19 protein-coding genes are annotated in these 21783 nt (G+C 64.4%); 12 read left to right on the top strand and 7 right to left on the bottom strand.

What is annotated here, in order from left to right:
- The first annotated feature begins 1 nt into the window (after position 1).
- Complete coding sequence (locus AC5I5I_RS19025; RefSeq protein WP_495975545.1) at positions 2 to 1456, top strand: GntP family permease; 1455 nt, start codon at positions 2 to 4, stop codon at positions 1454 to 1456.
- 55 nt (positions 1457 to 1511) lie between these two features.
- Here AC5I5I_RS19025 and AC5I5I_RS19020 read toward each other — a convergent pair whose 3' ends face one another.
- Both AC5I5I_RS19020 and glsA read right to left on the bottom strand, forming a co-directional pair.
- Positions 1512 to 3149, bottom strand: coding sequence for an MFS transporter (locus AC5I5I_RS19020; RefSeq protein ID WP_495975543.1), 1638 nt, complete (start codon positions 3147 to 3149; stop codon positions 1512 to 1514).
- A gap of 65 nt (positions 3150 to 3214) precedes the next feature.
- Entirely contained in the window at positions 3215 to 4207 is a 993-nt protein-coding gene (gene glsA, locus AC5I5I_RS19015; protein WP_495975541.1) for a glutaminase A, read from the bottom strand.
- Between the two features lie 418 nt (positions 4208 to 4625).
- On the opposite strand from glsA, the gene AC5I5I_RS19010 reads away from it, so the two are divergent.
- Genes AC5I5I_RS19010 through AC5I5I_RS19000 form a run of 3 tightly spaced genes read left to right on the top strand, consistent with a single transcriptional unit; the run spans position 4626 to position 9177 of the window.
- On the top strand, positions 4626 to 5750 hold the full coding sequence (locus AC5I5I_RS19010; RefSeq protein WP_495975539.1) for an efflux RND transporter periplasmic adaptor subunit: 1125 nt from the start codon (positions 4626 to 4628) through the stop codon (positions 5748 to 5750).
- Positions 5747 to 8809 carry an efflux RND transporter permease subunit gene (locus AC5I5I_RS19005; RefSeq protein ID WP_495975537.1) on the top strand — a complete coding sequence of 1021 codons (3063 nt, stop codon included), beginning with the start codon at positions 5747 to 5749 and terminating at the stop codon, positions 8807 to 8809. The genes AC5I5I_RS19010 and AC5I5I_RS19005 overlap by 4 nt, the downstream gene beginning before the upstream one ends.
- 11 nt (positions 8810 to 8820) lie before the next feature.
- Positions 8821 to 9177 carry a hypothetical protein gene (locus tag AC5I5I_RS19000; protein WP_495975535.1) on the top strand — a complete coding sequence of 119 codons (357 nt, stop codon included), beginning with the start codon at positions 8821 to 8823 and terminating at the stop codon, positions 9175 to 9177.
- A 70-nt stretch (positions 9178 to 9247) separates the two neighbouring features.
- Here AC5I5I_RS19000 and AC5I5I_RS18995 read toward each other — a convergent pair whose 3' ends face one another.
- On the bottom strand, positions 9248 to 9919 hold the full coding sequence (locus tag AC5I5I_RS18995) for a thioesterase domain-containing protein (RefSeq protein ID WP_495975533.1): 672 nt from the start codon (positions 9917 to 9919) through the stop codon (positions 9248 to 9250).
- Between the two features lie 218 nt (positions 9920 to 10137).
- Here AC5I5I_RS18995 and AC5I5I_RS18990 point away from each other — a divergent pair, with 218 nt between their 5' ends.
- From AC5I5I_RS18990 to AC5I5I_RS18955, 8 genes are all read left to right on the top strand, one after another.
- Positions 10138 to 10656 carry a Na+/H+ antiporter subunit E gene (locus tag AC5I5I_RS18990; RefSeq protein ID WP_495975532.1) on the top strand — a complete coding sequence of 173 codons (519 nt, stop codon included), beginning with the start codon at positions 10138 to 10140 and terminating at the stop codon, positions 10654 to 10656.
- On the top strand, positions 10649 to 10909 hold the full coding sequence (locus AC5I5I_RS18985) for an MrpF/PhaF family protein (protein ID WP_495975530.1): 261 nt from the start codon (positions 10649 to 10651) through the stop codon (positions 10907 to 10909). The genes AC5I5I_RS18990 and AC5I5I_RS18985 overlap by 8 nt, the downstream gene beginning before the upstream one ends.
- Positions 10910 to 10913: 4 nt before the next feature.
- Complete coding sequence (locus AC5I5I_RS18980) at positions 10914 to 11156, top strand: hydrogenase subunit MbhD domain-containing protein (protein ID WP_495975528.1); 243 nt, start codon at positions 10914 to 10916, stop codon at positions 11154 to 11156.
- A gap of 4 nt (positions 11157 to 11160) precedes the next feature.
- Positions 11161 to 11496 carry a monovalent cation/H(+) antiporter subunit G gene (mnhG, locus tag AC5I5I_RS18975; protein WP_495975526.1) on the top strand — a complete coding sequence of 112 codons (336 nt, stop codon included), beginning with the start codon at positions 11161 to 11163 and terminating at the stop codon, positions 11494 to 11496.
- Positions 11496 to 12206: a hydrogen gas-evolving membrane-bound hydrogenase subunit E gene (mbhE, locus tag AC5I5I_RS18970; protein WP_495975524.1), complete on the top strand. Its 711-nt coding sequence runs from the start codon at positions 11496 to 11498 to the stop codon at positions 12204 to 12206. The genes mnhG and mbhE overlap by 1 nt, the downstream gene beginning before the upstream one ends.
- Before the next feature lie 25 nt (positions 12207 to 12231).
- Complete coding sequence (locus AC5I5I_RS18965; RefSeq protein ID WP_495975522.1) at positions 12232 to 12591, top strand: sodium:proton antiporter; 360 nt, start codon at positions 12232 to 12234, stop codon at positions 12589 to 12591.
- Positions 12585 to 15680 carry a proton-conducting transporter transmembrane domain-containing protein gene (locus AC5I5I_RS18960; protein WP_495975520.1) on the top strand — a complete coding sequence of 1032 codons (3096 nt, stop codon included), beginning with the start codon at positions 12585 to 12587 and terminating at the stop codon, positions 15678 to 15680. Before AC5I5I_RS18965 ends, AC5I5I_RS18960 begins: the two co-directional genes overlap by 7 nt.
- A 98-nt stretch (positions 15681 to 15778) precedes the next feature.
- A complete protein-coding gene (locus AC5I5I_RS18955; protein WP_495975518.1) occupies positions 15779 to 16846 on the top strand; it encodes an AI-2E family transporter in 1068 nt (355 codons plus the stop codon).
- 8 nt (positions 16847 to 16854) lie between these two features.
- On the opposite strand, the gene AC5I5I_RS18950 is transcribed toward AC5I5I_RS18955, so the two are convergent.
- The 4 genes from AC5I5I_RS18950 to AC5I5I_RS18935 all read right to left on the bottom strand — a co-directional run bounded on the left by AC5I5I_RS18950 (position 16855) and on the right by AC5I5I_RS18935 (position 21671).
- The gene (locus AC5I5I_RS18950; protein WP_495975516.1) at positions 16855 to 17898 is read right to left on the bottom strand and encodes an Lnb N-terminal periplasmic domain-containing protein; all 1044 of its coding nucleotides are present in this window, start codon (positions 17896 to 17898) and stop codon (positions 16855 to 16857) included.
- A 206-nt stretch (positions 17899 to 18104) separates the two neighbouring features.
- Positions 18105 to 19490 (bottom strand): MmgE/PrpD family protein, encoded by a 1386-nt coding sequence (locus tag AC5I5I_RS18945; RefSeq protein ID WP_495975514.1) that lies wholly within the window; start codon positions 19488 to 19490, stop codon positions 18105 to 18107.
- Positions 19491 to 19517: 27 nt separating this feature from the next.
- Entirely contained in the window at positions 19518 to 20435 is a 918-nt protein-coding gene (locus tag AC5I5I_RS18940; RefSeq protein WP_495975512.1) for an HpcH/HpaI aldolase/citrate lyase family protein, read from the bottom strand.
- A gap of 12 nt (positions 20436 to 20447) precedes the next feature.
- Positions 20448 to 21671, bottom strand: a complete 1224-nt coding sequence (locus tag AC5I5I_RS18935) for a CaiB/BaiF CoA transferase family protein (protein WP_495975510.1) — start codon at positions 21669 to 21671, stop codon at positions 20448 to 20450.
- Between the last annotated feature and the right edge of the window lie 112 nt (positions 21672 to 21783).

The raw sequence follows: 21783 nt of genomic DNA, 5'->3' as shown, positions 1-21783 counted from the left end.
TATGGGTCTTCTTGGCATTCTGGTCGGCCTCGCGGGCCTGATCTTCTTCGCCTATCGCGGATCGAGCATCCTCATCCTCGCGCCAATCGCCGGCCTGATCGCGGCGGCCTTCGCCGGCTATCCGCTGCTGGCGAGCTGGACGCAGACCTTCATGTCCAATGCTGCCGATTTCATCGCGCAGTTCTTCCCGCTGTTTCTCCTAGGCGCATTGTTCGGCAAGCTGATGGAGGATTCCGGCTCGGTCACCTCGATCGCGAACTACATGGTGACCAAGCTCGGCGCGCAGCGCGCGATCCTCGCGGTGGTGCTGGCCGGCGCCATCGTCACCTATGGCGGCGTCAGCCTGTTCGTGGCGTTTTTCGTGATCGCGCCGATGGGCATGGCGCTGTTCAGCCAGGCCGGCGTGCCGCGCCGGCTGATGCCGGCCGCGATCGCGCTCGGCACCTCGACCTTCACCATGTCGGCGATGCCGGGCACGCCGGCGATCCAGAACGCGATCCCGATGCCGTTCTTCGGCACCACGCCGTTCGCCGCGCCGGGCTTAGGGATTCTCGCGTCGCTGATCATGCTCGGCTTCGGCCTGTGGTGGCTGCAGCGCGCGGAAGCAAAAGCGCGCGCCGCCGGAGAGGGCTTCGGCCCGATCGCCAGCGACACAGCCGACAAGGCAGCGGACGATCCGCTGATCCGCGAGCGCGCCTCGACCGCGCGCGAGTTCGATCCGGCCGAAGTCCATCGCAGCACCGAAGCGCCGAGCGGACCGCCCATTGGTCTCGCGGTCCTGCCGCTGATCGTGGTGATCGTGGTCAATCTCGCGATGTCGTTCTTCATCCTGCCGCGGATGAACGTCGCATTCCTCGCCGAACCGCAATGGGGCGCGACCACCATGTCCGCGGTCGGCGGCCTGTGGTCGGTGATGGTGGCGTTGCTGGCCGCCATCGTCACCGTGATCGCGATCAATTTCCGCAGCGTGCCGGCGCTGCGAGCGACAATGACCGCGGGCGCCAACGCCTCGGTGCTGCCGATCGTCTCGGTCGCGAGCCTGGTCGGCTTCGGCGCGGTGGTGGCGTCGCTGCCGGCCTTTGCATTGGTGCGCGACTGGGTGTTGTCGATCGACGGCGGCCCGCTGGTGTCGCTGGCGGTCGCAACCAATATTCTCGCCGCGCTGACCGGCTCGGCGTCGGGCGGCCTGACGATTGCGCTCGACGCGCTCGGGCCGAGCTACATGAAGCTTGCCGCCGAGACCGGCCTCAACCCGGAGCTGATGCACCGCGTCGCCGTGATCGGCGCCGGTACGCTCGATTCGCTGCCGCATAACGGCGCGGTGGTGACGCTGCTCGCGGTCTGCGGCTGCACCCACCGCGAGAGCTATCTGGATATCGTGATGGCCGCCGTGGTCGGCGCGCTGATCGCGCTCGCCGCGGTCATCGTGATGGGGACGCTGTTCGGCTCGTTCTGATGCGGCGCGATCCGCGTCGCATCAGAATATTGTCGGCTCCGACGCCTCAGGCGCTCTAGGTCTTCCGCACCGCCTCATCCGGCTCCGGGATTTCGCCCGGCTGATAGCCCGGCAATGAGCCGGCCGGAATGATGGCGATGAAAGCGAGCGCCGCCATCAGCAGCAGCCCGAATTTCAGCGCGCGCAATCGCGACTCGGTATTGACCCGCACCGCTTCCGCCACCTGTGCCGGTGATGCGGAGGTTTTCGACAGTGTCTCCTGCAGCCGGTCGTTGCTGACGAAGTTGATGCTGTCGAGATTGACCTGTGCCTGCAATTCCGGCGTCAGCTTCGGCGCGGCATTGATCGCCGCCAGCATGATGGCGCTCAAGAGACCGACCAGCAGCGCGCCGGCCACCGCGGTGCCGACCGCCGCCGCCAGGTTGTTGGTGGTGCCGCGCAGCGAGCCGACGTCGCCCGCAAGCTCCTTCGGCGACGCCGTCACCAGCACGTTGAACAACAGCGTCACCAGCGCGCCCTGCCCGATCCCGAACAGCACCAGGCCGATCAGCACCGGGCCGGCGCTCCAGTCGTTGCGCACCACATAGGCGAGCCACAGGAGCGCCGCGGTGCACAGGATGAAGCCGTAGCGGCCGATCTGGCGCGGGGTGAAGCGGTCATAGAACCGCACGATCAGCATCGCGGCGAAGAACACCGTCAGGTTGAACGGCATCATCGCGATCGCGGTCGCGATCGGCGAGCGGCCCTGCACGATCTGGATATAGAGCGGCACCGAGAAGTTCAGCATCGCCTCGAGCGCGACCACCGCGAACATGCAATAGACCGCGGCCCGCTCCTTCGGCGAATCCAGCACCTCCAGCGCCAGCAGCGGCGTCTTGCCGGCCTGCTGCACGCGATGCGTCCATCGCAGGAACACATAGCCCAGCATGACGCCGACCAGGATGAAGATCGGCGCCGGCGACGCGCCAGCGATGTTGAACGGCGCGCCGGGCGTCGCCAGCGTCAGGCCCCAGCGGTTCAGGTTGTTGAAGCCGAAGCTGATCAGCACGATCGCCGCCGCGGCCAGCACGACGCCGATGAAATCGATCTGCACCTCGGGGCGGCCTTTGTCCGGCTTGAGCCGGAAGCTCAGGAGGAAAACGATGGCCGACACCACGATCAGGATGCCGAAGGCCGGACGCCAGCCGATATAGGTGCCGAGGACGCCGCCGATCACGAAGGCCAGCACGCCGGCAGCGGCGCGGGCCGAGCCCAGCGCGCCCAGCGCGGTGGCCTGCTGCTTGCCCTTGTAGTTCTCGGCGATCAGCGCCACCAGCGACGGCACGATCACGGCACCCGCCGCTCCGCTCAGCGCTTGCGCGGTGATCATCATGTTCGCAGTCGGGCTGAAGGTCATCAGCACCTGCGCGCCGCCGAACACGATGACGGCCACCCGGAAGACATTGATTGCGCCGTAGCGCTGGGTGAGCTTGGCGCCGAGCATGACGAAACCGGCGACCAGCATCGAATAGGCGACGATCCCGGTCGCGACCGTCGTGGGCGGCACGTTGAAGCTCTGGACCATGCCGCCCATCGCCACCGGCAGCGAGGCGACGTTGAAGGACATGATCATCTGCCCGAGTGCGATGGCGATCATCGGCACCCAGGATTCCTGAACCTCCGACTGCGGTGCGGTTGCCGTTACGGTCGTCATGATGCGCCCCTCCCCGAAGGCTCGATCTTTTGCAGATGCTGTGCCGAAACGCGGTCGGCCGGCCGTCAGACTTCAGGCTTTGAAACGAACAGATCCATGCCCAGGCGCTGCGACAGATATTTCGCGACCAGTTGCCCCTTGACGCTGTTGCCCGCCTTGTCGAGCGGCGGCGCGAAGGTGCCAAGTCCGCCCTTGCCGGGCGATACGGTGACGATGCCGCCGCCGATTCCGCTCTTGCCCGGCAGGCCGATGTCGTAGAGCCAGTCGCCCGATGTTTCGTAAAGGCCCGCGGTGGTCATGACCGCCAGCGCGTAATGACACACCGACGGATCGACCACGCGCTCCTTGGTGACCGGATTGACGCCGCCATCGGCCAGCGTCGCGCCCATCACCGCAAGATCCCTGGCGCTCACATTCAGGGAGCATTGCCGGGTGTAGAGGTCCACCGCTTCCATCGGCTCGCAATAGATGCTGTTCACGCTGAGCAGGAATTGCGCGATGCTGCGGTTACGAAAATTGGTCTCCCGCGCGGAGGCCAGGACCTCGTCGTTCATCGGCAGTTTGCGGCCGGCGAATTTCGACAGGCCATCGTGGATGAAGGCCCATTTCTCCTCCACAGTCCGGCCCGGGACGAGACTCGTGGTGGCGATGGCGCCGGCATTGACCATCGGATTGGTGCGCCCGTCCGGCATGCGCTCGATGCCGGCGACCGAGTTGAAGGCATAGCCGGTGGCGTTGGCGCCGAGCTTCGCACGCGCCTCTTCCGCCCCGATCTGCTGACAGACCAGCGCGAAGATGAACGGCTTCGACACGCTCATGATGGAAAATTCGTGGTCGGTGGCGCCGGCGGCATAGACATTGCCACGCACGCCAACCACGCAGATGCCGAACAGATCGCGCGGCACGCGAGCGAGCGCCGGATAAACCTGGGAATTCTCACCCTCGTCGTTCGACTTGAAGCGCTCATGGGCGCTCTGCACAAGCTTTTGGACCTGCTCCGGCGACGGCAGATGACCGGTCGAGACATATCCGGCCTCCTCGTCGAGGCGCGCATCCATAACCGTATCCTCCGCAATGGCTTATTCTGAAAGCAATTCAAAAAAGACAGTCGAGGGCATCTGACATCAGGGGGCACGCTGCGTCAACGCAGTAACAGACTGGTGCATTGCAACACCCATGCCCTCGCGATATGCCAAACCGTGTTTTGACGGCGCGCCACGGTGTTCGATGATGTGTCATCGCTTCCGTGTATGGAGTGCATCAAAGTCGTGCAGGCGACCCAAGCCTGAAAGCCTGTTCACAAGCGGCGCATGACATGCGACAGGGACGTCCTCTGGTACAATTCTGCCACGACATCATTGCGTAATCGCAATGGCGTCATGCTGCTGCAACGGCAGTATTGGCGCTGTTGCAGTTTCCTGCCACGGTAGCTCGCAAAACAGATGCGAATTGCAGCCGGCCGATCTCGAGGGACTGATGAATTTGCGAACAACCGCCCGCCATCCGCTGCGAAGGGCCGCCACCGGCTCGCTGCTGATCGTTCTCCTTCCCGCCTTGCTCATCGGCTGCTCGCGCGAAGAGGAAAAGGCCGAGCCTGACATCCGGCCGGTGCGCGCGCTCAAGGTGGAGCGCCGCGACACCGGCGTGCCGGTGACACTGACCGGCCGTATCGCGGCCGAGGACGAGGTCTCGCTCGCTTTCCGCATTTCCGGCCGCATGATCAAGATGGACGTCAATGTCGGCGACCGGCTGACGCCGGGACAGGTGGTCGCGCAGCTCGATTCGGTGAACGAACAGAACGCCTTGCGCACCGCCCGGGCCAATCTCACCGCCGCCGAGGGCCAGCTGACCCAGGCGCGCAATCACTTCGAGCGGCAGGACACGTTGCTGAAGCAGGGCTGGACCACGCGGGTCATTCACGAACAGGCCACGCAGGCGCTGCAGACCGCGGAATCCCAGGTCGAGGCCGCCGAGGCGCAGCTCAAGACCGCGCAGGACCTGGTCGGCTTCACCGAATTGAAGGCCGATGCGCCCGGCGTGGTGACCGCCATCGGCCCGCGCGCCGGCGAAGTGGTGCAGATCGGCCAGATGATTGCACGGGTCGCGCGCCAGGATGGCCGCGACGCCGTGTTCGACGTGCCCGCGCAACTGATCCGGGCGGCGCCGAGCGATCCGCTGATTACGGTGTCGCTGAGCGACGACCCCAAGGTGACGGCCGAAGGCCGCGTGCGCGAGGTCGCGCCCCAGGCCAATCCGGTGACCCGCACCTTCGAGGTCAAGGTCGGCCTGACCAATCCGCCGGAGGCGATGCGACTCGGCGCGACCGTCGTCGGACGCATGGAATTGGCGGCGGTGTCGGTGTTCGAGATTCCGGCCAGCGCGCTGACGCGCTCGAATGATCAGGCCGCGGTCTGGATCGTCGATCCGAAGAAGAACACGGTGGCGATGCGCAATGTCGATGTGGTGCGCTTCGACCAGAACCAGGTGTCGGTCGGATACGGGCTGGAGAATGGCGACATCATCGTGACCGCCGGCGTGCAGGCGCTGCATCCGGGTCAACAGGTCCGCCTGCTCGGAATGAACCCGAGAAACAATCCATGAGCTTCAATCTGTCGGAATGGGCGCTCAAGAACCGCTCGATCACCATCTATCTGATGATCATCGCGGTGCTGGCGGGCGTCGGCTCGTATTTCAAGCTCGGCCGCGCGGAAGACCCGACCTTCATCATCAAGACCATGGTGGTGTCCGCGGCATGGCCGGGCGCCACCGTCGAAGAGACGCTGAAGCAGGTCACGGAGCGGCTCGAGCGCAAGCTGCAGGAGACTCCGCATCTCGATTTCCTGCGCAGTTTCACCCGCGCCGGCGTCACCACCATCTTCGTCAATCTCAAAGGGTCGACGACAGCGCAGCAGGTGCCTGACGTCTGGTACGATGTCCGCAAAAGCATCGGCGACATCCGGCACACGCTTCCGGCCGGGGTGATCGGCCCGGCCTTCAACGACGATTTCGGCGACACCTTCGGCATCATCTACGGCTTTACCGCGGACGGCTTCACCCAGCGCGAGTTGCGTGACTATGTCGAGACCATCAGGTCCGAGCTGCTGCATGTCGCGGATGTCTCCAAGATCGAAATCCTCGGCGCGCAGGACGAACGCATCTTCGTCGAATTCTCTACCAAGGACCTCGCCAATCTTGGGCTGGAGCGAGCGCAACTGATCGCGGCGCTGCAGGCGCAGAACGTGGTGCAGCCGGCCGGCGCCGTGCAGACCGCCGCCGAGACCCTGCAGATTCGCGTGTCCGGTGCCTTCCAGTCCGAAGAGGACGTGCGCAACATCAATTTCGTTGTCGGCGGCCGGGTGTTGCGGCTGGCCGACATCGCCAATGTGCGGCGCGGCTATGCCGATCCGCCGCAGCCGATGTTCCGCGTCAATGGCACGCCCGCCATCGGGCTTGCGATCGCGATGCGCGACGGCGGCGACATCCTCGCGCTGGGCAAGAACCTGACTAATACGATGACGCGCCTTAGCGCCAACCTGCCGATCGGCGTCGAGCCGAAGCTGGTCGCCGATCAGGCCGTCACGGTGGAGAGCGCGATCTCCGAATTCATGACGTCGCTGTGGCAGGCGGTCGGCATCATTCTGTTCGTCAGCTTCATCAGCCTCGGCCTGCGGCCGGGGCTCGTGATCGCGACCGCGATTCCGCTGACGCTGGCGGTCGTGTTCTCGGTGATGGAGATCGTCAATATCGACATGCAGCGGATTTCGCTTGGCGCGCTGATCATCGCGCTGGCGCTCATGGTCGACGACGCCATGACCACGACCGACGCCATGCTGACGCGGCTCGCAGCGGGCGACAGCAAGGAGGAGGCCGCGACATTCGCATTCCGGACCTACGCCTTCGCGATGCTGGCCGGCACGCTGGTGACGATTGCTGGCTTCGTTCCGGTCGGCTTCGCCGCCAGTTCGGCCGGCGAATATACATTCTCGCTGTTCGCCGTGGTCGCCATCGCGCTCGTGGTGTCGTGGTTCGTCGCGGTCCTGTTCGCGCCATTGCTCGGGCTGGCGATTCTGTCCACGCCGAAGAAGGAAACGAGCTCCGAACCGGGCTTCGTATTCCGGACCTATCGCGCTTTCCTGACCGGCGCGATCCGCGCGCGATACCTGACGATCGCACTCACGATCGGCATGTTCGTCGCGTCCTTCCTCGCGATGCCGCTGATCCCGCGGCAATTCTTCCCGTCGTCCGACCGGCCGGAGCTTCTGGTCGATCTCAGCCTGCCGCAGAATGCCTCGATCTATGCCAGCGAGGAGATTGCCAAGCGCTTCGACGCCGCACTGAAGGATGATCCGGATCTCGACCGCTGGAGCACCTATGTCGGGCGCGGCGCCATCCGCTTCTATCTGCCGCTGAACGTGCAACTGCCGAACAATTTCTTCTCCCAGGCGGTGCTGGTGGCGAAGGATGTGCCGGCGCGTGAACGCCTGAAGGTCAAGCTGGAAAAGCTGCTGGCCGAGGAATTCCCGAGCGTGGTGGCGCGGGTCTATCCGCTCGAACTCGGGCCGCCAGTCGGCTGGCCGGTCCAGTATCGCATCAGTGGCGCCGATATCTCCAAGGTGCGGGAATTCTCGCTGCAGCTCGGCGAGCTGATCGCGAAGAACCCGCAAGCCATCAACATCAACTACGAGTGGATGGAGCCGGCGCGCCAGCTTCGCATCCGCATCGATCAGGATGAGGCGCGATCGCTTGGCCTGAGTTCGCAGGCGCTGGCGAATATACTCAACACGGTGATTTCGGGCGTTACGATCACCCAGGTGCGTGACGACATCTATCTTGTGGATGTGGTGGTGCGCGCCACGCAGGATCAGCGGGTCTCGATCGACACGCTGCGCACGACGGCTGTCCCGCTACCGGGCGGACGCACGGTGCCGCTCAGCCAGTTCGCCACCTTCGAATACGGCCAGGAATATCCGCTGGTCTGGCGGCGCGACCGGCTGCCGACGCTCACCGTGCATGCCGACCTCCGGCCGGGCGTGTTGCCGGATACTGTCGTGTCCGCGCTTGCGCCGGAGATTACGGCCTTCTCGAAATCGCTGCCGGCCGGCTATCAGCTCGCGGTCGGCGGCACCGTCGAGGAAAGCGCGAAATCGCAGGCTTCGGTGCTCGCGGTGATCCCGGCCATGCTGCTGATCATGCTGACGGTGCTGATCTTCCAGCTCCGCAGCTTCCAGAAGCTGGTCATCGTGCTGAGCGTGGCGCCGCTCGGACTGATCGGCGTGGTGCTGGCGCTGCTGACGTTCAACCGGCCGCTCGGCTTTGTCGCCATTCTTGGCGTGCTCGCTTTGCTCGGGATGATCACCAAGAATGCGGTGATCCTGCTCGGTCAGATCGATGCCGAACGCGAAGCCGGCAAGGACATCATGAGCGCCGTGATCGACGCCTCCAGTGCGCGCTTCCGGCCGATCATGCTGACCGCGATCTCCACCGTGCTCGGCATGATCCCGATTGCGCCGACGGTGTTCTGGGGACCGATGGCCTTCGCGATCATGGGCGGGCTGCTGGTCGCGACCATCCTCACCCTCATCTTCCTGCCGACGCTTTACGTGACCTGGTTCAGCCTGACCGAAAAGCGCCGCGACCAGCCGGCGGCGAAGCCGGCATGATTGGACTTGTCATGCGACCTGTGACTGCAATTCTCGCCATGCTCGGCCTTGTCTCGGCACTAACCGTGAGCGCGCCTGTGACCGGCCACGCCGCATCGGTGACAAGCGGCGCGGAGATCTCCGCCCAGCGCAGATCCTCGCAGCGCCATGTCGTGCCGCGATCGGTCGGGCGGCGGCAGGCCGATCGGCAAAGCGCGCAAGCGATGGCGCCGCGGGTTTATGTGCCGGGCCACTTCGCGTGGGACCGCCGGCGCGGCCAGTATTCCTGGGTCGCCGGCCGTTGGGAGCGATACGATCCGAAGCACGCGTTCGTCGGCACCGGCCTCGTCTATCGCAATGGGCAATGGACCTTCGGCCCGGCGCGCTGAGACGTGGCTGAAGTCTTGCGCTGACGCGTTTTCTTAACGCGAACCGGCAACCACTTCGCTGGAAAACGCCCTAGCGCGCGGTGACCTGGCGGATTCGCGCCATCACGATATCCTGCAGCCGCCGAGACTGATCGATATTGCGGTGGTTCAGCCCCGGGCTGCTGGTCAAATTCAGGTTGACCTTTTGCTTCGTGCGCGACGCCGCATAAGATGCGCGGCGGCCGACGCCGTTATTCTGATAGAAATTGACGAAGTAGCGGACATTGTTGGGCACGGTGAAGCTGTTGGTCGGATCGAAGGTCGCGAGATAGGCGACCGGGATGCCTTTGCCGTTCAGCCTGCGCGCGATCCGGTAAGCGTTGTTGGCACCCAGCGAATGCCCGATCAGGATGATCGGCGCGGTGCGGCCGGCCCGGTAATTCTGCGCGATCGTATCCGCGGCATTCTGCCATCCGCGATGATTGATCAGGACCGGGCTGAAGCCATCGGCGGTCAGCTTCGCCGCCAGCTCATCCATCCCGCGCGAGAACACATTGGCCAGGCCGCGCAGCAGGTAGATCTGTGCGTCGGTATTGAGATTGTTGCGGGTGTTACGCGTGGCCTGCGCCGGCACGACGTCGCGCGGCAGGATCGGCGCGCCCTGAACCGGAGCGATTGCGGATTGTGCCGACGCGCCAGCCGGCACGAGGGCACATACAAAGGCAGCCAGCGCTGCATGGCAGATCGCACGCCTCACACTCATCGCCAACAATCCCTGCAGATCCCTCACGCACGTCTCGCTGCAGCATCTCGCCGCAGCCGGTTTTGTGAATGAAAATCAGCCCTGCCACAACCCGAAAGATGCCGCCATGCGGTTGCGCCAGCGGCGTCGGCGAGCAATCACAATATTGATTTTGACCCCTGCGGCACCTAATGTCAGCGTGTGGTCAACGCGTTGCGGAATGGGGGAGTCGCTGACTCATGACGTCAGGCCATTCCGGATCGAAAATGCCCCGCGGCTTTTTATGGCTGTGGCTGCTGCTGACCGTCATCTGGTTCGCCGCCAATTCGTCGCTCGCCATTGAATCGATCCTCAGCGGTGCCGTCATTTCCGGCGCGCTCGCCTTCGTGTTCGTGCGGCATTTCCCGGCCTGGGCGGATATCCAGCTCACGCCAGCGCGGCTGTTTCATTTCCTCCGCTACACCGGCGTTTTCTTCGTCGAGATGGTGCGCGCCAACCTGAAAATGCTGCGCTACGTCTATTCGCCACGTATCGACATCAATCCGGGGGTCATCAAGGTCCAAACGCGGCTGAAGACGCCGGTCGGGCGTCTGGCGCTCGCCAATTCGATCGCGCTGACGCCGGGATCACTGGTCCTCGATCTGGACGGCGAGACGATGACCGTGCACTGGCTCGACATGCAGACCACTGATCCCGAAGAAGCGACGCGCATCATCGTCGGGCCGTTCGAGCGCGACCTGGAGAAGACCTTTGGCTGACACCCTCCTGCTCGCGGCCGGTGTGCTGATCTTCTTCGCGATCGGCTTTTCGGTATTGCGCCTGATTATGGGCCATACGGTCGTGGACCGGATCGCCGCGGTCGATCTTCTCACCGTCATCTCGATTTCGATGATTGCGCTCTACGCCCATATCGCCGGCCGCTTCATCTATCTCGATGTCGCGCTGGTTTACGGCGTGCTGAGCTTCCTCGCGGTGGTTGCAACCGCGCGCTATCTCGAACGAGGGCTCTAGTCCGATGCTCGAGCTTCTCGTCTGCCTCATCTGCGCCGCCATCGTTGCCAGCGCTGTTCTTGCGGTCACGCTGAAAGGCGTGCTTGCCGCAGCCGTCAGCGGCGGTCTGGCGACGCTGTTCGCCGCCGTCTGTTACGTTCTGCTGGGGGCGCCGGACGTGGCCATGACGGAAGCCTCGATCGGCTCGGGTCTCTCTACGCTGATCTTCCTCTATGCGATCCGCAGGACCTCGGGCGCGAAGGAGTGAAGCCATGGCCGAATTGACCGGAAGCATCCTGATCCTGCTCGGCGCGTTCTTCCACTTCTCAGCCGGGCTCGGCATGTTGCGCATGCCGGATGTCTTCACCCGCATGCAGGCCGGCACCAAGGCCTCAACGCTCGGCAATGCGCTGATCCTGATCGGCATCGCCTTCTATCATCCGGGCTGGACGCTGAAGCTCGTGATCCTGATCTATTTCGTGTTTATGACCAATCCGGTGTCGTCGCATGCGCTGGCGCGCGCGGCACGCCGCATCGGCATTCCGATGGCCGGCAAGACCGAGCCGGACACGCGTACGGCGACAACGCCAATCCGGGACCGCGCCTGATGCAGCGCATCCTTTCGGCCGGTGCCGTCGTCCTGTTCGCGCTGATCCTGGCGAGTATCGCGATCGGCTATACCGAGCAGCAGACGCTGCGCCCGCTGGCCGAAAGCTATGTGCGGCTCGTGCCGCAGGAACTCGGCGCGCCGAATGTGATCACGGGCATCCTGCTCACCTACCGCGCCTTCGACACGCTGGGCGAAGTCGCGGTCCTGTTCATGGTGGCGGCCGGCGTCGGATTGGTGCTCACGGCGTCGGGCAAATCCTCAACTGCGAAGTCTTCACATGCCGGGGACAAGGACGCGGAGCGCAAGACACCCGCCTCCGAAATCGTGCAAAGCGCAACCCAGATCATGGTGCCGCTGATTGCAATCTTCGCCGCCTATATCATCATGAACGGACATATCTCGGCCGGCGGCGGATTCCAGGGCGGCGCCGTGATCGCATCGGCGGTGTTGCTGCTACTGCTCGCCAATCCCTCGCAGGCGCTCAACACTGCCTTCCTGAGCATCACCGAATCCCTGGCCGGCGTGCTGTTCGTTTGCGTCGGCATTGCCGGGCTGATCTTTGCCGGCGGCTTTCTCGATAACCGGGTGCTGCCGCTCGGCCAGTTCGGCGCGTTCTTCAGCGCCGGCGCGATTCCGGTGCTGTCGGTGCTGCTGGGGGTCAAGGTCGGCTGCGAACTCGCCGTCATTCTCGATCGCTTCCGAAGCTGATGTTTTTCATGCGGGCAGTCCGACCATGATCTCCACCATCGTGCTGACCACCGGCCTCGTGCTGATGCTGATCGGACTGTGGGGCGCGCTCACGCACCGAAACATCCTGCGTATCATCATCTCGCTGTCGCTGATCGGCACCGGCACGCACATCATGATTGTCGCGATCGGCTATGTCCGCGGCGGCACCGCGCCGATCATCGACCGCGCGCTTACCGTCGCCGAGGCCTCGACCCGCGCGGTCGATCCGGTGCCGTCGGCGCTGGTGGTCACCGCAATCGTCATCGGCCTTGCGGTCACGGCGGTGCTGCTCGCCTATGCGATCCGGCTCTATGACGCGAAGAAGACGCTCTCGATCGACGCCTTCACGGAGTCGAAATGGTAGAGGGCCTGCTGCATCCGCTGAACATCTTCATCGTCGGACTCGGCGGCGCGTTTCTGATCCCGCTGCTGTATCGTGTCGGTAGCAATGCGGTTGCGGCCGCCCTGATGGTCGCGCTCGCGGCGATGACCGTCATTTCTGGCGTAGGTCTGGTCGCGCTTGCCCAAGGCGGCGCCCCGATCGAGATCCTGACCGGCGGCGCGAAGCCGCCCATAGCGATCAATCTGCGACTGGGGTTGCCGGAAGCGATCTTCGCCTTCAGCGTCAATCTCGTCGCCCTGTTCGGCGCGGCTTATATCGCGCGCGAGAAATACGGCATCGTCCTGCTCTATCTGCTGCTGGTCATGGGCATCCAGGGCATGGTGATGACCCGCGACCTGTTCAATCTCTTCGTGTTCCTGGAGATCGTCTCGATCGCGACCTACGGCTTGCTGACCCTGCGCGACACACCGGCGGCATTGTCGGCCACGTTCAAATTCCTGATGGCGACGGTGCTGGCGTCCGGCTTTTTCCTGATCGGCTCGCTGTTGCTCTATGCGGTGACCGGCCTTCTCAATATCGATGATCTGATCGCGAGCCGTGCCGCCATTGCCGGCCCTATCGGCGTTGCGGGGCTGATCTTCCTGCTCGCCTGTCTGCTACTCGAATTGAAGCCATTCCCGGCCAATGGCTGGGGGCTCGATGTCTACGAGACCGCGCGCCCCGATATCGCGGCGATGATTTCGGGCGGCGTATCGGCGGGCGTGTTCTTCGCGCTGCTGAAGCTGCTGCCGCTGTTCGAGAACCAGCTGACGCTGATTGCGATCCTCGCCGCCATCACCTTCGTGTTCTCGAACCTGATCGGATTGCGGCAAACCAAGGCGCAGCGCCTGCTGGGCTATTCGTCGATCGGGCAGATGGCGCTGCTGATCATGGCCGCTGTCCTGCTGCATGGACGCGCGACCGAGGCCACCATGCTGCTGGTGATCGGCGGCCTGTTCGTCAACCACCTGTTCGCCAAGGTCGGACTGTTCTGGCTCGCCTACCATGTCGGCAAGACGCGCCTGCGCGACTGGACCATTATCGCGAAAAGCCCGGCCGCCATCGTCGTGTTCGGCATCTTCATTCTTGCGATTTCGGGGCTGCCGCCCTTCCCCGGCTTCTTCGCCAAGTGGCAACTGATCCTGACGCTGGCTGCGGAGCACCGTTACGTTTTCATCGGTGTCATCCTGCTCGGCTCGCTGCTGGAAGCCGCCTACATGTTTCGCTGGTTCGGCCATTCGGTGCATGCGCATGGCGCAGCCGAATCCGAAAGCGAAAGCCCGCCCAGCCTGATCCCGGCCTACGGCATGGTGGCGTTGCTGTTCGTCAGCGGCGCCATCGCCGCTCGCCTTGCCGGGATCGACGGGCTCTGGGTGGTGCTGCCGCTCGCGGCAGGATTGGCGGTGTGGCTGCTTCACCGCCTTCCAGCACGCATCCAGGGCGTTGTTGCGCTCGCGGTCGTTCTGGTCGGCGGGCTGTGGCTGATCCGCGATCTGTCCGGAATGATGCAACTCTACGCCGTCATCCTGCTTGCGGGCGGGCTGGTGGTGTCGATCGGCTGCCTCGCCCGCTCCGATCCGCGCCCGGGATTTTATCCGCTGCTGACGGTCATGCTGCTGGCGCTGCCGGCGCTGCCGCGTGCGACCACGAGCCTGGAATTCCTGGTGGTCTGGGAGCTGATCACGCTCTCCTCCTATTTCCTCGTGGTCCAGCGCCGCACCGCCGCGCCGCACGCGCTGCGCTATCTGCTGTTCTCGCTGGCCGCCGCATTCTTCCTGCTGGCCGGATTCGCCATGATGCATGCGGTTACCGGCGATATCTCGCTGTCGTCGTTCCGCACCGGCGGCCCGGACGTGGCGCCGGTCTTCGTGCTTCTCGCCATCGGCTTGCTGATCAAGGCCGGTGCGATCGGCGTCCATATCTGGCTGCCGGACACCTATGCGGAAGCGGATGACGACGTGTCCGCGCTTCTGTCGGCCGTCATCAGTAAGGTTGCGATCTTCGGGCTGTTCATCGGCACCTATGTCGCGATCCGGTCCGACGCCGGATTGGGGCTGGCGCATGTGCTGGGCTGGATCGGGATGCTCACCACGCTCGTTGGCGCGCTGCTCGCCGTGCGCCAGGACGACATCAAGCGCATTCTCGCCTATTCCAGCATGAGCCAGCTCGGCTATATCGTCGCCGCGATCGCGCTGATGAGCCATCTCGGCTGGGTGACGGCGCTCTATCTCGTCGCCAATCACCTGCTGGTCAAGGGCATCCTGTTCCTCGCCGCCGCAGCGATCATCCTGCGCACCGGCACGCGGCTTCTCTCCGACCTCGGCGGTCTCGCGCGCGCCATGCCGCAGACGTTTGCGCTGGCGACAATCGCCATCGTCGCGATGTCGGGGCTTCCGCCGCTGGCCGGGTTCGGCGGCAAATGGCTGCTGCTCAGCGCGATGATGGAAAAGGGCTGGTACATGCCGGCGCTGATGACACTGCTCGCCACCTTTGTCGGCTTTCTCTATATGGCGCGCTTCATCCAGGCGATCTTCCTCGGCACGCCGAAGCGTCCCGCACCGGTCGCTGCCGAAGCGCCGGCGGCGATCCTGATCCCGCAATATCTGCTGGTCGCCGGCATTCTGGTGATGTCGTTCTTCCCGAAACTCCTGATTGATCCCGTCTCGCGGGCGATCGACCCGCAATTCTCCGCGACGCTCCGCTGGCAGGGCATGTCGCTCGAGCTGATCTACGCGTACTGGAATCCGCTGCCGACCATGGCTGTCGCAGTCGCCATCGCCGCTTCTCTGTTCGGCTTGTTGTGGCTGCTGTTCCGCTCGCGATCCGTCGATCCGCGCGCGTCATCGACGGGCATCTACAGCTTCGCGCAAGCCGTCTGCACGGCGCTCACGCCATCGATCGCCACACGGTTCTGGGGCGAAACGGCCGCACTGGCTGCATTCACCGCCGAGCGCAGCCGGAGTCTCTATAACGGCAACGGACAGACCTACAATCTCTACATTGTCTATTACCTTCTCGCGCTCTATGCCTTCGGCGGCGGCACGCAGCAGATTCTGGCGCTGGCGCATTAGGCACAGCAGCATCATGCGATTTCGGATTGCCAGAGCGTGCGGATGACTGCAGGCTGCGAACACGCAATCGCCACCATGACGGCCGCATGACAGATCAAATGCATTCACAGAGCGCCACCGCCCGGCTTGCCGCCTATGCCGGCATCCTTGCCATGATCGCAATCGTGGCCTCGCTCTATTTTGCGACCAGCGTGTTTGCGCCGGTGGCCTGCGCGCTGTTCATCATTGCGCTGGCCTGGCCCTTGCAGGACGCACTGGAGCAGCGCATGCCGCGCCTGCTGGCGCTGGCGATCGTGATGTGCATGATCGTTGTGGTTTTCCTGGCCTTCGCTTCGACCGTGGCCTGGGGCTTCAGCCGCGTCGCCCGCGCGCTGATCGCCGAGGCCCCGCGATTCCAGTCGCTCTACGATCAGGCCTCGGCCTGGCTGGAGGGGCACGGCATCGTCATCGACGGCATGTGGGCCGAGCATTTCAACGTGCGATGGCTGATCGGCACGCTGCAGAGCGTCACCGGGCGGCTCAACACCACGCTCACCTTCTGGCTGGTGGTCGCCGTCTATGTGATCCTCGGCATGCTCGAGGTCCGCACGATCGGCGCCAAGATCGGCGGCCTGATGAGCAGCGATGCGGCGCGCGTCCTGATCGACGGAAGCCGCGCCACCGCGCAGCGCTTCCGGCGTTACATGATGATCCGCACCTGGATGAGTCTCGCGACCGGCATCACCGTCTGGGCGATCGCGGCCCTGTCCGGGCTGGCGCTGGCGCCGGAATGGGGCGTGATCGCCTTCGCGCTGAACTATATCCCGTTCATCGGCCCGTTCATCGCGACCGTGTTCCCGACCTTCTACGCCCTCGGCCAGTTCGAGTCCTGGCAAACCGCGCTGGTCGTATTCGCCTGCCTCAACGTGGTCCAGTTCGTCATCGGCAGCTATATCGAGCCGCGCGTCTCCGGTAGCGCGCTGGCGATCTCGCCGTTCATTGTGCTGCTGTCGGTGTTCTTCTGGACCTGGATGTGGGGCCTGTTCGGCGCCTTCATCGGGGTGCCGATCGCGATCGCGATCCTGACCTTCTGCGCGCAGCATCCGGCAACGCGCTGGCTCGCCGAATTGCTCGGCGATCCCGACGCGCCGCCCGGGCAGGCATCACAATCCGGGCCGCCGGCCTGACCGAAACGTCAGTCCTTGACGGTCGGCACGTCCTTGCGGATGCGCTCGGAGAAATTTGGTCCGTCGCCCGCGGCCTGCGCATTAGCGTTGATCAGCGATTTCCGGCGCAATTCAACGAATGGCAGCGACGTATCGATCCGCCCGGTCAGATAGAGATAGGCGTCGATCCAGCCATTCAGCACATGCCGGATATTGAGTCGACCCTCGCGGCCGGCGGCATTGGCATAGCGGATGATATTGATGGTGCAGCTGTTGCTGAGCAGGTGATACCATTCCGGCTTGTCGGCGAGCTGGTTGATCCGCTCGAGATAGATCCGCAGCAATTCGCGCTCTTCCGCGAGCGACGCGTTGAGACGATAGAGATACGTCGTCTCTCCGCGATGATTGGTCCGCACGCCGACGACGTCGCGCTCGGTGCCGACCACGTAGATCAGCTCGAACTGCTTGAACAGCGACGCGATCGGATCGAACCCCTCGCCGATCTCGGGGCGGGTCTCGATCGAGATCGAGAGCGGCGGCGCGTTGTCGAAGATGAAGCTCAGGAACGTATGGCCGACCGGACCTTCGGTCCAGTAGGAGACATAGAAATCGATCGCCGTGAGATGGGAAATATCGATCGTGCGCTCCACGTAGCGCACGTCGAAATCGTTGCGGCTGCGATAGGTGAAGTCGCGCACATTGGTGATCCGCACCTTGTCGCCGTCGAAAAAGGCGCGCGGCATCACCGCGACTTCCGGCCGCCACGGCCGGTCATGCGACGGCGGAATGGCGATCCACCACGCCACCACGGCGAGGAAGCCGGCAAAGAACACGTAAGTCCGCCGCGGCCGCGACAACAGCAGCGTCCAGGCGGCGAATACGGCGAAGATCACGGCCAAGGCCGTGCGCCCCCATGACCAGGGCAGATTGGAATAATAGATCGCCAGCGTCGCCCATACGACCAGCAGAAACAGGAACAGCGCCCAGAAGGCGCGTCCTAATCCCCGCATCATCCTGCGGAAGAAGCTGCGGCGCGCCTTCGTCGAGCCATCCTGCAGAACGTCGTCTGTCACGTGAAAACCATGCGCGCTGGAGAGACTGTCCGGAAACGGACGCCTCACTCTGTTCTGTCATGCCGGCTTTGTCCGCCGGAGCCCCTGCGGCGCGTGTAGCACAGGCGGAACCGCGATTGAACAGAGGAAAAGCAACATCGCTGCGCGAGCTGATCCGTCACCCTGAGGCGGCCGGCATCACTCGCACGTCAGGATGACGGATCGACTTACCCCTTCGCCGCAAGCCGCATCATCGCGCCGATATCCGGCTGCGTCTCCAGCGTCTCGACCACGCCGAGCAATTCCCCGGCGCGCTGCGCGCCCAGCACCTCGCCGGCCAGCGCCTTGAACTTGCCCTGCAGCCGCGCCTTCTGAATGCCGAGGTCGGTCTCGGGTCTGCCGGAATCGTGCTCCGCCTCGATGGCGCGGCCACCCTTTGCGATAAGCCGGATCCCGGTGCGCGTGATCGGCCGGATGTCGGCGAGTTGCACCTCGACCTTCTCGCGCGCTTGCGCGATCGCGGGGTCTGCGGCTGCATCGTCGGTAAAGCTCGACAGGGCACTGGTATCGCGTCCGAGCATCGACAAAGCCGCAACCGTCCGCAGACTGAACTTCATACCGAGACCGGTGTCCGGATTGGGGATGTTGCAGACGCTGTTCAGCGACTGGTCGGCGGTGACGACGATCCGCTCCACTGCGTCGGGTGACAGCGCATGCGCCTTCATCGTCTCGTTGATCGCGTTTGCGGCTGCATGCGTCATGTAGCAGGCGGCGTGATACTTGAAGAGATTCTGCCGCAGGAAGAAACCGCCCGCCGGCTCCGCAAAGGCCTCCGCACCATTGCGGGACCCGGCATGCGTCGCGGCGAAACCGTTGGCGCATTCGACCGAACCGGTCGCAGAGGTGATATCGCGCGCCGCCAGCAATGCCGCGAACAGGCCGTTGAACGCGCCCTTGCCGGCATGCAGCGGCTTGCAGTCGGTGCCAAACATCGAACGGATGCCGGCCGCCTGCGCTGCGGCAATGCCGATTGCGCGTTCGGTGCGGTCGGCATCGAGCCGCATCAGATGCGCACAGGCGGCAGCGGCGGCGAAAGTGCCGATCGTGCCGGTGCCGTGGAAGCCGCTGTCGTAATGCGTCGGCGCCATATACATGCCGATCCGCGATCCGGCCTCGTATCCGGCGACGAAGGATTCCAGCACCTGCCGACCCGAGGCCTTGCGCTTCTCCGCGAGCGCCAGCAGCGCCGGCAGGATGACCACGCTGGCATGCGCCGACATCGGCAGGCTGACGTCGTCGTAGTCGAGCGCGTGCGCGGCCATGCCGTTGATCAGCGCGGCGTCGAGCGCGGAAGCGCGCTGAGCCAGTCCGATCAGCGTCGACGGACCGTCGCTGCCGCGCCCGTCAAGGAGCTCAGCCGCAACCGCCTGCGATCCGCTTTCGCGTGTGCCCGCCAGTGTGACGGCGAGGAGATCGATCACGCATTGCTTGGCCAGTTCGACGATGTCCGCCGGATATTGCTCGATCCGGCGGGCAACGAGTTCGTCGACCACCGCGCGTGTCACCGCGCTCGGAATGCCGTCCTGGGCGTGCGACTTAACGGCTTGCAGCATCGGTCTGCTCCAGTTTACTGCGTCGTCCTACATGCCGAACAATTCGGCGCGGTCCAGCGTATTCTTCAGGATGCGCAGCGACGCAATATCGACCATTTGCCCGTCGATCTGCGCGGCGCCGAGCCCCTTGGCTTCCGCTTCGAGAAAGGCATCGCGCAGCTTGCGCGCCTGCGCAATCTCTTCCGGCTTCGGCGAGAATACTTCAAGGGCCGGCTCGATCTGCGCCGGATGAATCGCCCACTTGCCCACGAAGCCGAGCGCCAGCGCCTCGATCGCCTGCCGCCGGTAGCCCTCAATGTCCCTGAAATTGGGGAACGGGCCATCGATGGCGTCGATCTTCGCCGCGCGCGCGGCCATGCCGAGCCGCACCCGCGCATAATGCCAGATGTCGCCGGGATAGGGATTGGCGGCGCTGCCGACGAACCCGAGGTCGATCCCCATCGCGGCGGAGAGATCGCCCATGCCGAGGATCAGCGATTCGACGCGCGGGCTCGCCTTGGCGATGGCTTCGACATTCTGCACGCCCTCGACCTCCTCGATCAGCACCTCGATGCCGATCTCGCGATCGAGACCGATGGTGCGTTCGATCTGGCTCAGCAGCGTTGCCGCAAACTGGATGTCCGATGCCGACGTCACCTTGGTCATCATGATGGTGTCGAGATGGGAGCCCGCGCCCTCCACCACCTCGATGATGTCGCGGTAGGCATACCTGGTGGTGAGATCGTTGATCCGGACGCAACGCGTCTTGCCGGTCCAATCCAGCTCCTTCAGCGCCTTGACGATGTTCTGGCGCGCGCCTTCCTTCGCGCTCGGCGCAACCGCATCCTCGAGATCGAGAAAGACATGATCGGCACGGCTTGCCGCGGCCTTGGCCATCATCTTGTCGCTGGAGCCCGGGACCGACAATTGAACGCGGCGCGGGCGGCGGGGGCGTGTGCTCTGCATCGTCTTCACTTCCTACTGAACGATCTTGCGCTGACGCAGGTCGGCGATTTCTGACGGTTCGAGACCGGCTGCTGCGAGAATCTGGTCGGTATGCTGGCCCTGCAATGGCGGACCGGACCAGATCCCGCCCGGCGTCTCGGTGAACTTGATCGGTACGCCGGCCAGTTCGACCGGCGCTGCCGTGTCTGGATCGCTCGTCTCGACAATCATGTTGCGCGCCGCGAAATGCGGATCCTGCGCGATATCGGCCATGTCGTAGACCGGACCGAACGGGATCTTGCCGCCGAAAATCTCCAGCAGTTCTTTCTTGGTGCGGATGCGCGTGAACGATTCGACGATCTCGAAGACTCGCTCGCGATTTTTGGTGCGCAACGCATTGGTCGCGAGCGTCTCGTCGGAGAGGAGATCCTCGCGCCCGATCAGATTGAGGATCTTGCGCCACCATTCATCGGTCGGCGCGCCGATGCTGACGAAACCGTCGGATGCCTTGAACAGGCCGAATGGCGTGAGAATCGGATGCTGGTTCCCCTCCGGGCCCGGAACCACGCCGGCGTAGCTGTGCTGATGCACGATGCGTTCGCAGATCGAGAGCACCACATCGACCATGCAGATGTCGACGAACTGGCCGCGTCCGGTCATCTTCGCACGCAACAAAGCGGCGAGGATGCCGGTCGCGGCGAAGGCGCCCGGCACGATATCGCCAAGGCCAGGACCGACCTTGGTCGGTGTTTTGGCGTCGGGACCGGTGATCCCCATCATGCCGCCCATCGCCTGTGCGACGACGTCGAAGGCGGGCCAGTCCACATACGGGCTCTCGCCGGTACGCGGATCGCCGAAGCCGCGGATCGCGGCATAGACCAGCGCCGGATTGTCCTCGCGCAGCGACTCAAATGAAAGGCCGAGGCGGTCCATCACCCGCGCGCGATAATTCTCAACCACCACATCGGCGGTACGAACCAGCCGCCGTAGCAGCGCGCGGCCATCCTCCGACTTCAGATCGATGACGATGCTCTTCTTGTTGCGGTTCACCGAGGCGAAATAGCCGCCGGTCCGCCGCACCTTGTCGTCGGGCCGGTACGGTCCGAGGTTGCGGGATGAGTCACCCTGCGGCGGCTCGATCTTGATGACCTCCGCGCCCTGATCCGCGAGCATCTGCGTGCAATACGGCCCGGCCAGCATCTGGGTCAGATCGATGACCCGGGTCCCCTCCAGCGCGCCGCCTCTGCTCTCGGTCATTGGCCGTCCTGCCGCCTTTGCTTTTGCCGGCGCTTTCTCTGCGGCCCTTCCCACCACCGATCATCAAACCGGTCAAGCGAAATTGTACGGACATTGTCGGCCTGCTGCGACC

Source organism: Pseudorhodoplanes sp. (genome assembly GCF_059499825.1).
Note: the sequence above shows the minus strand (reverse complement) of the source record. Positions and strands in the feature narration are given on the sequence as shown.

Excerpts from the sequence above, each read along its gene's own strand:
- AC5I5I_RS19025 (WP_495975545.1), top strand. The coding sequence starts at position 2 with ATGGGTCTTCTTGGCATTCTGGTCGGCCTCGCGGGCCTGATCTTCTTC.
- AC5I5I_RS19020 (WP_495975543.1), bottom strand. The coding sequence starts at position 3,149 with ATGACGACCGTAACGGCAACCGCACCGCAGTCGGAGGTTCAGGAATCC.
- glsA (WP_495975541.1), bottom strand. The coding sequence starts at position 4,207 with ATGGATGCGCGCCTCGACGAGGAGGCCGGATATGTCTCGACCGGTCAT.
- AC5I5I_RS19010 (WP_495975539.1), top strand. The coding sequence starts at position 4,626 with ATGAATTTGCGAACAACCGCCCGCCATCCGCTGCGAAGGGCCGCCACC.
- AC5I5I_RS19005 (WP_495975537.1), top strand. The coding sequence starts at position 5,747 with ATGAGCTTCAATCTGTCGGAATGGGCGCTCAAGAACCGCTCGATCACC.
- AC5I5I_RS19000 (WP_495975535.1), top strand. The coding sequence starts at position 8,821 with ATGCGACCTGTGACTGCAATTCTCGCCATGCTCGGCCTTGTCTCGGCA.
- AC5I5I_RS18995 (WP_495975533.1), bottom strand. The coding sequence starts at position 9,919 with ATGAGTGTGAGGCGTGCGATCTGCCATGCAGCGCTGGCTGCCTTTGTA.
- AC5I5I_RS18990 (WP_495975532.1), top strand. The coding sequence starts at position 10,138 with ATGACGTCAGGCCATTCCGGATCGAAAATGCCCCGCGGCTTTTTATGG.
- AC5I5I_RS18980 (WP_495975528.1), top strand. The coding sequence starts at position 10,914 with ATGCTCGAGCTTCTCGTCTGCCTCATCTGCGCCGCCATCGTTGCCAGC.
- mnhG (WP_495975526.1), top strand. The coding sequence starts at position 11,161 with ATGGCCGAATTGACCGGAAGCATCCTGATCCTGCTCGGCGCGTTCTTC.
- mbhE (WP_495975524.1), top strand. The coding sequence starts at position 11,496 with ATGCAGCGCATCCTTTCGGCCGGTGCCGTCGTCCTGTTCGCGCTGATC.
- AC5I5I_RS18965 (WP_495975522.1), top strand. The coding sequence starts at position 12,232 with ATGATCTCCACCATCGTGCTGACCACCGGCCTCGTGCTGATGCTGATC.
- AC5I5I_RS18960 (WP_495975520.1), top strand. The coding sequence starts at position 12,585 with ATGGTAGAGGGCCTGCTGCATCCGCTGAACATCTTCATCGTCGGACTC.
- AC5I5I_RS18955 (WP_495975518.1), top strand. The coding sequence starts at position 15,779 with ATGCATTCACAGAGCGCCACCGCCCGGCTTGCCGCCTATGCCGGCATC.
- AC5I5I_RS18945 (WP_495975514.1), bottom strand. The coding sequence starts at position 19,490 with ATGCTGCAAGCCGTTAAGTCGCACGCCCAGGACGGCATTCCGAGCGCG.
- AC5I5I_RS18940 (WP_495975512.1), bottom strand. The coding sequence starts at position 20,435 with ATGCAGAGCACACGCCCCCGCCGCCCGCGCCGCGTTCAATTGTCGGTC.
- AC5I5I_RS18935 (WP_495975510.1), bottom strand. The coding sequence starts at position 21,671 with ATGACCGAGAGCAGAGGCGGCGCGCTGGAGGGGACCCGGGTCATCGAT.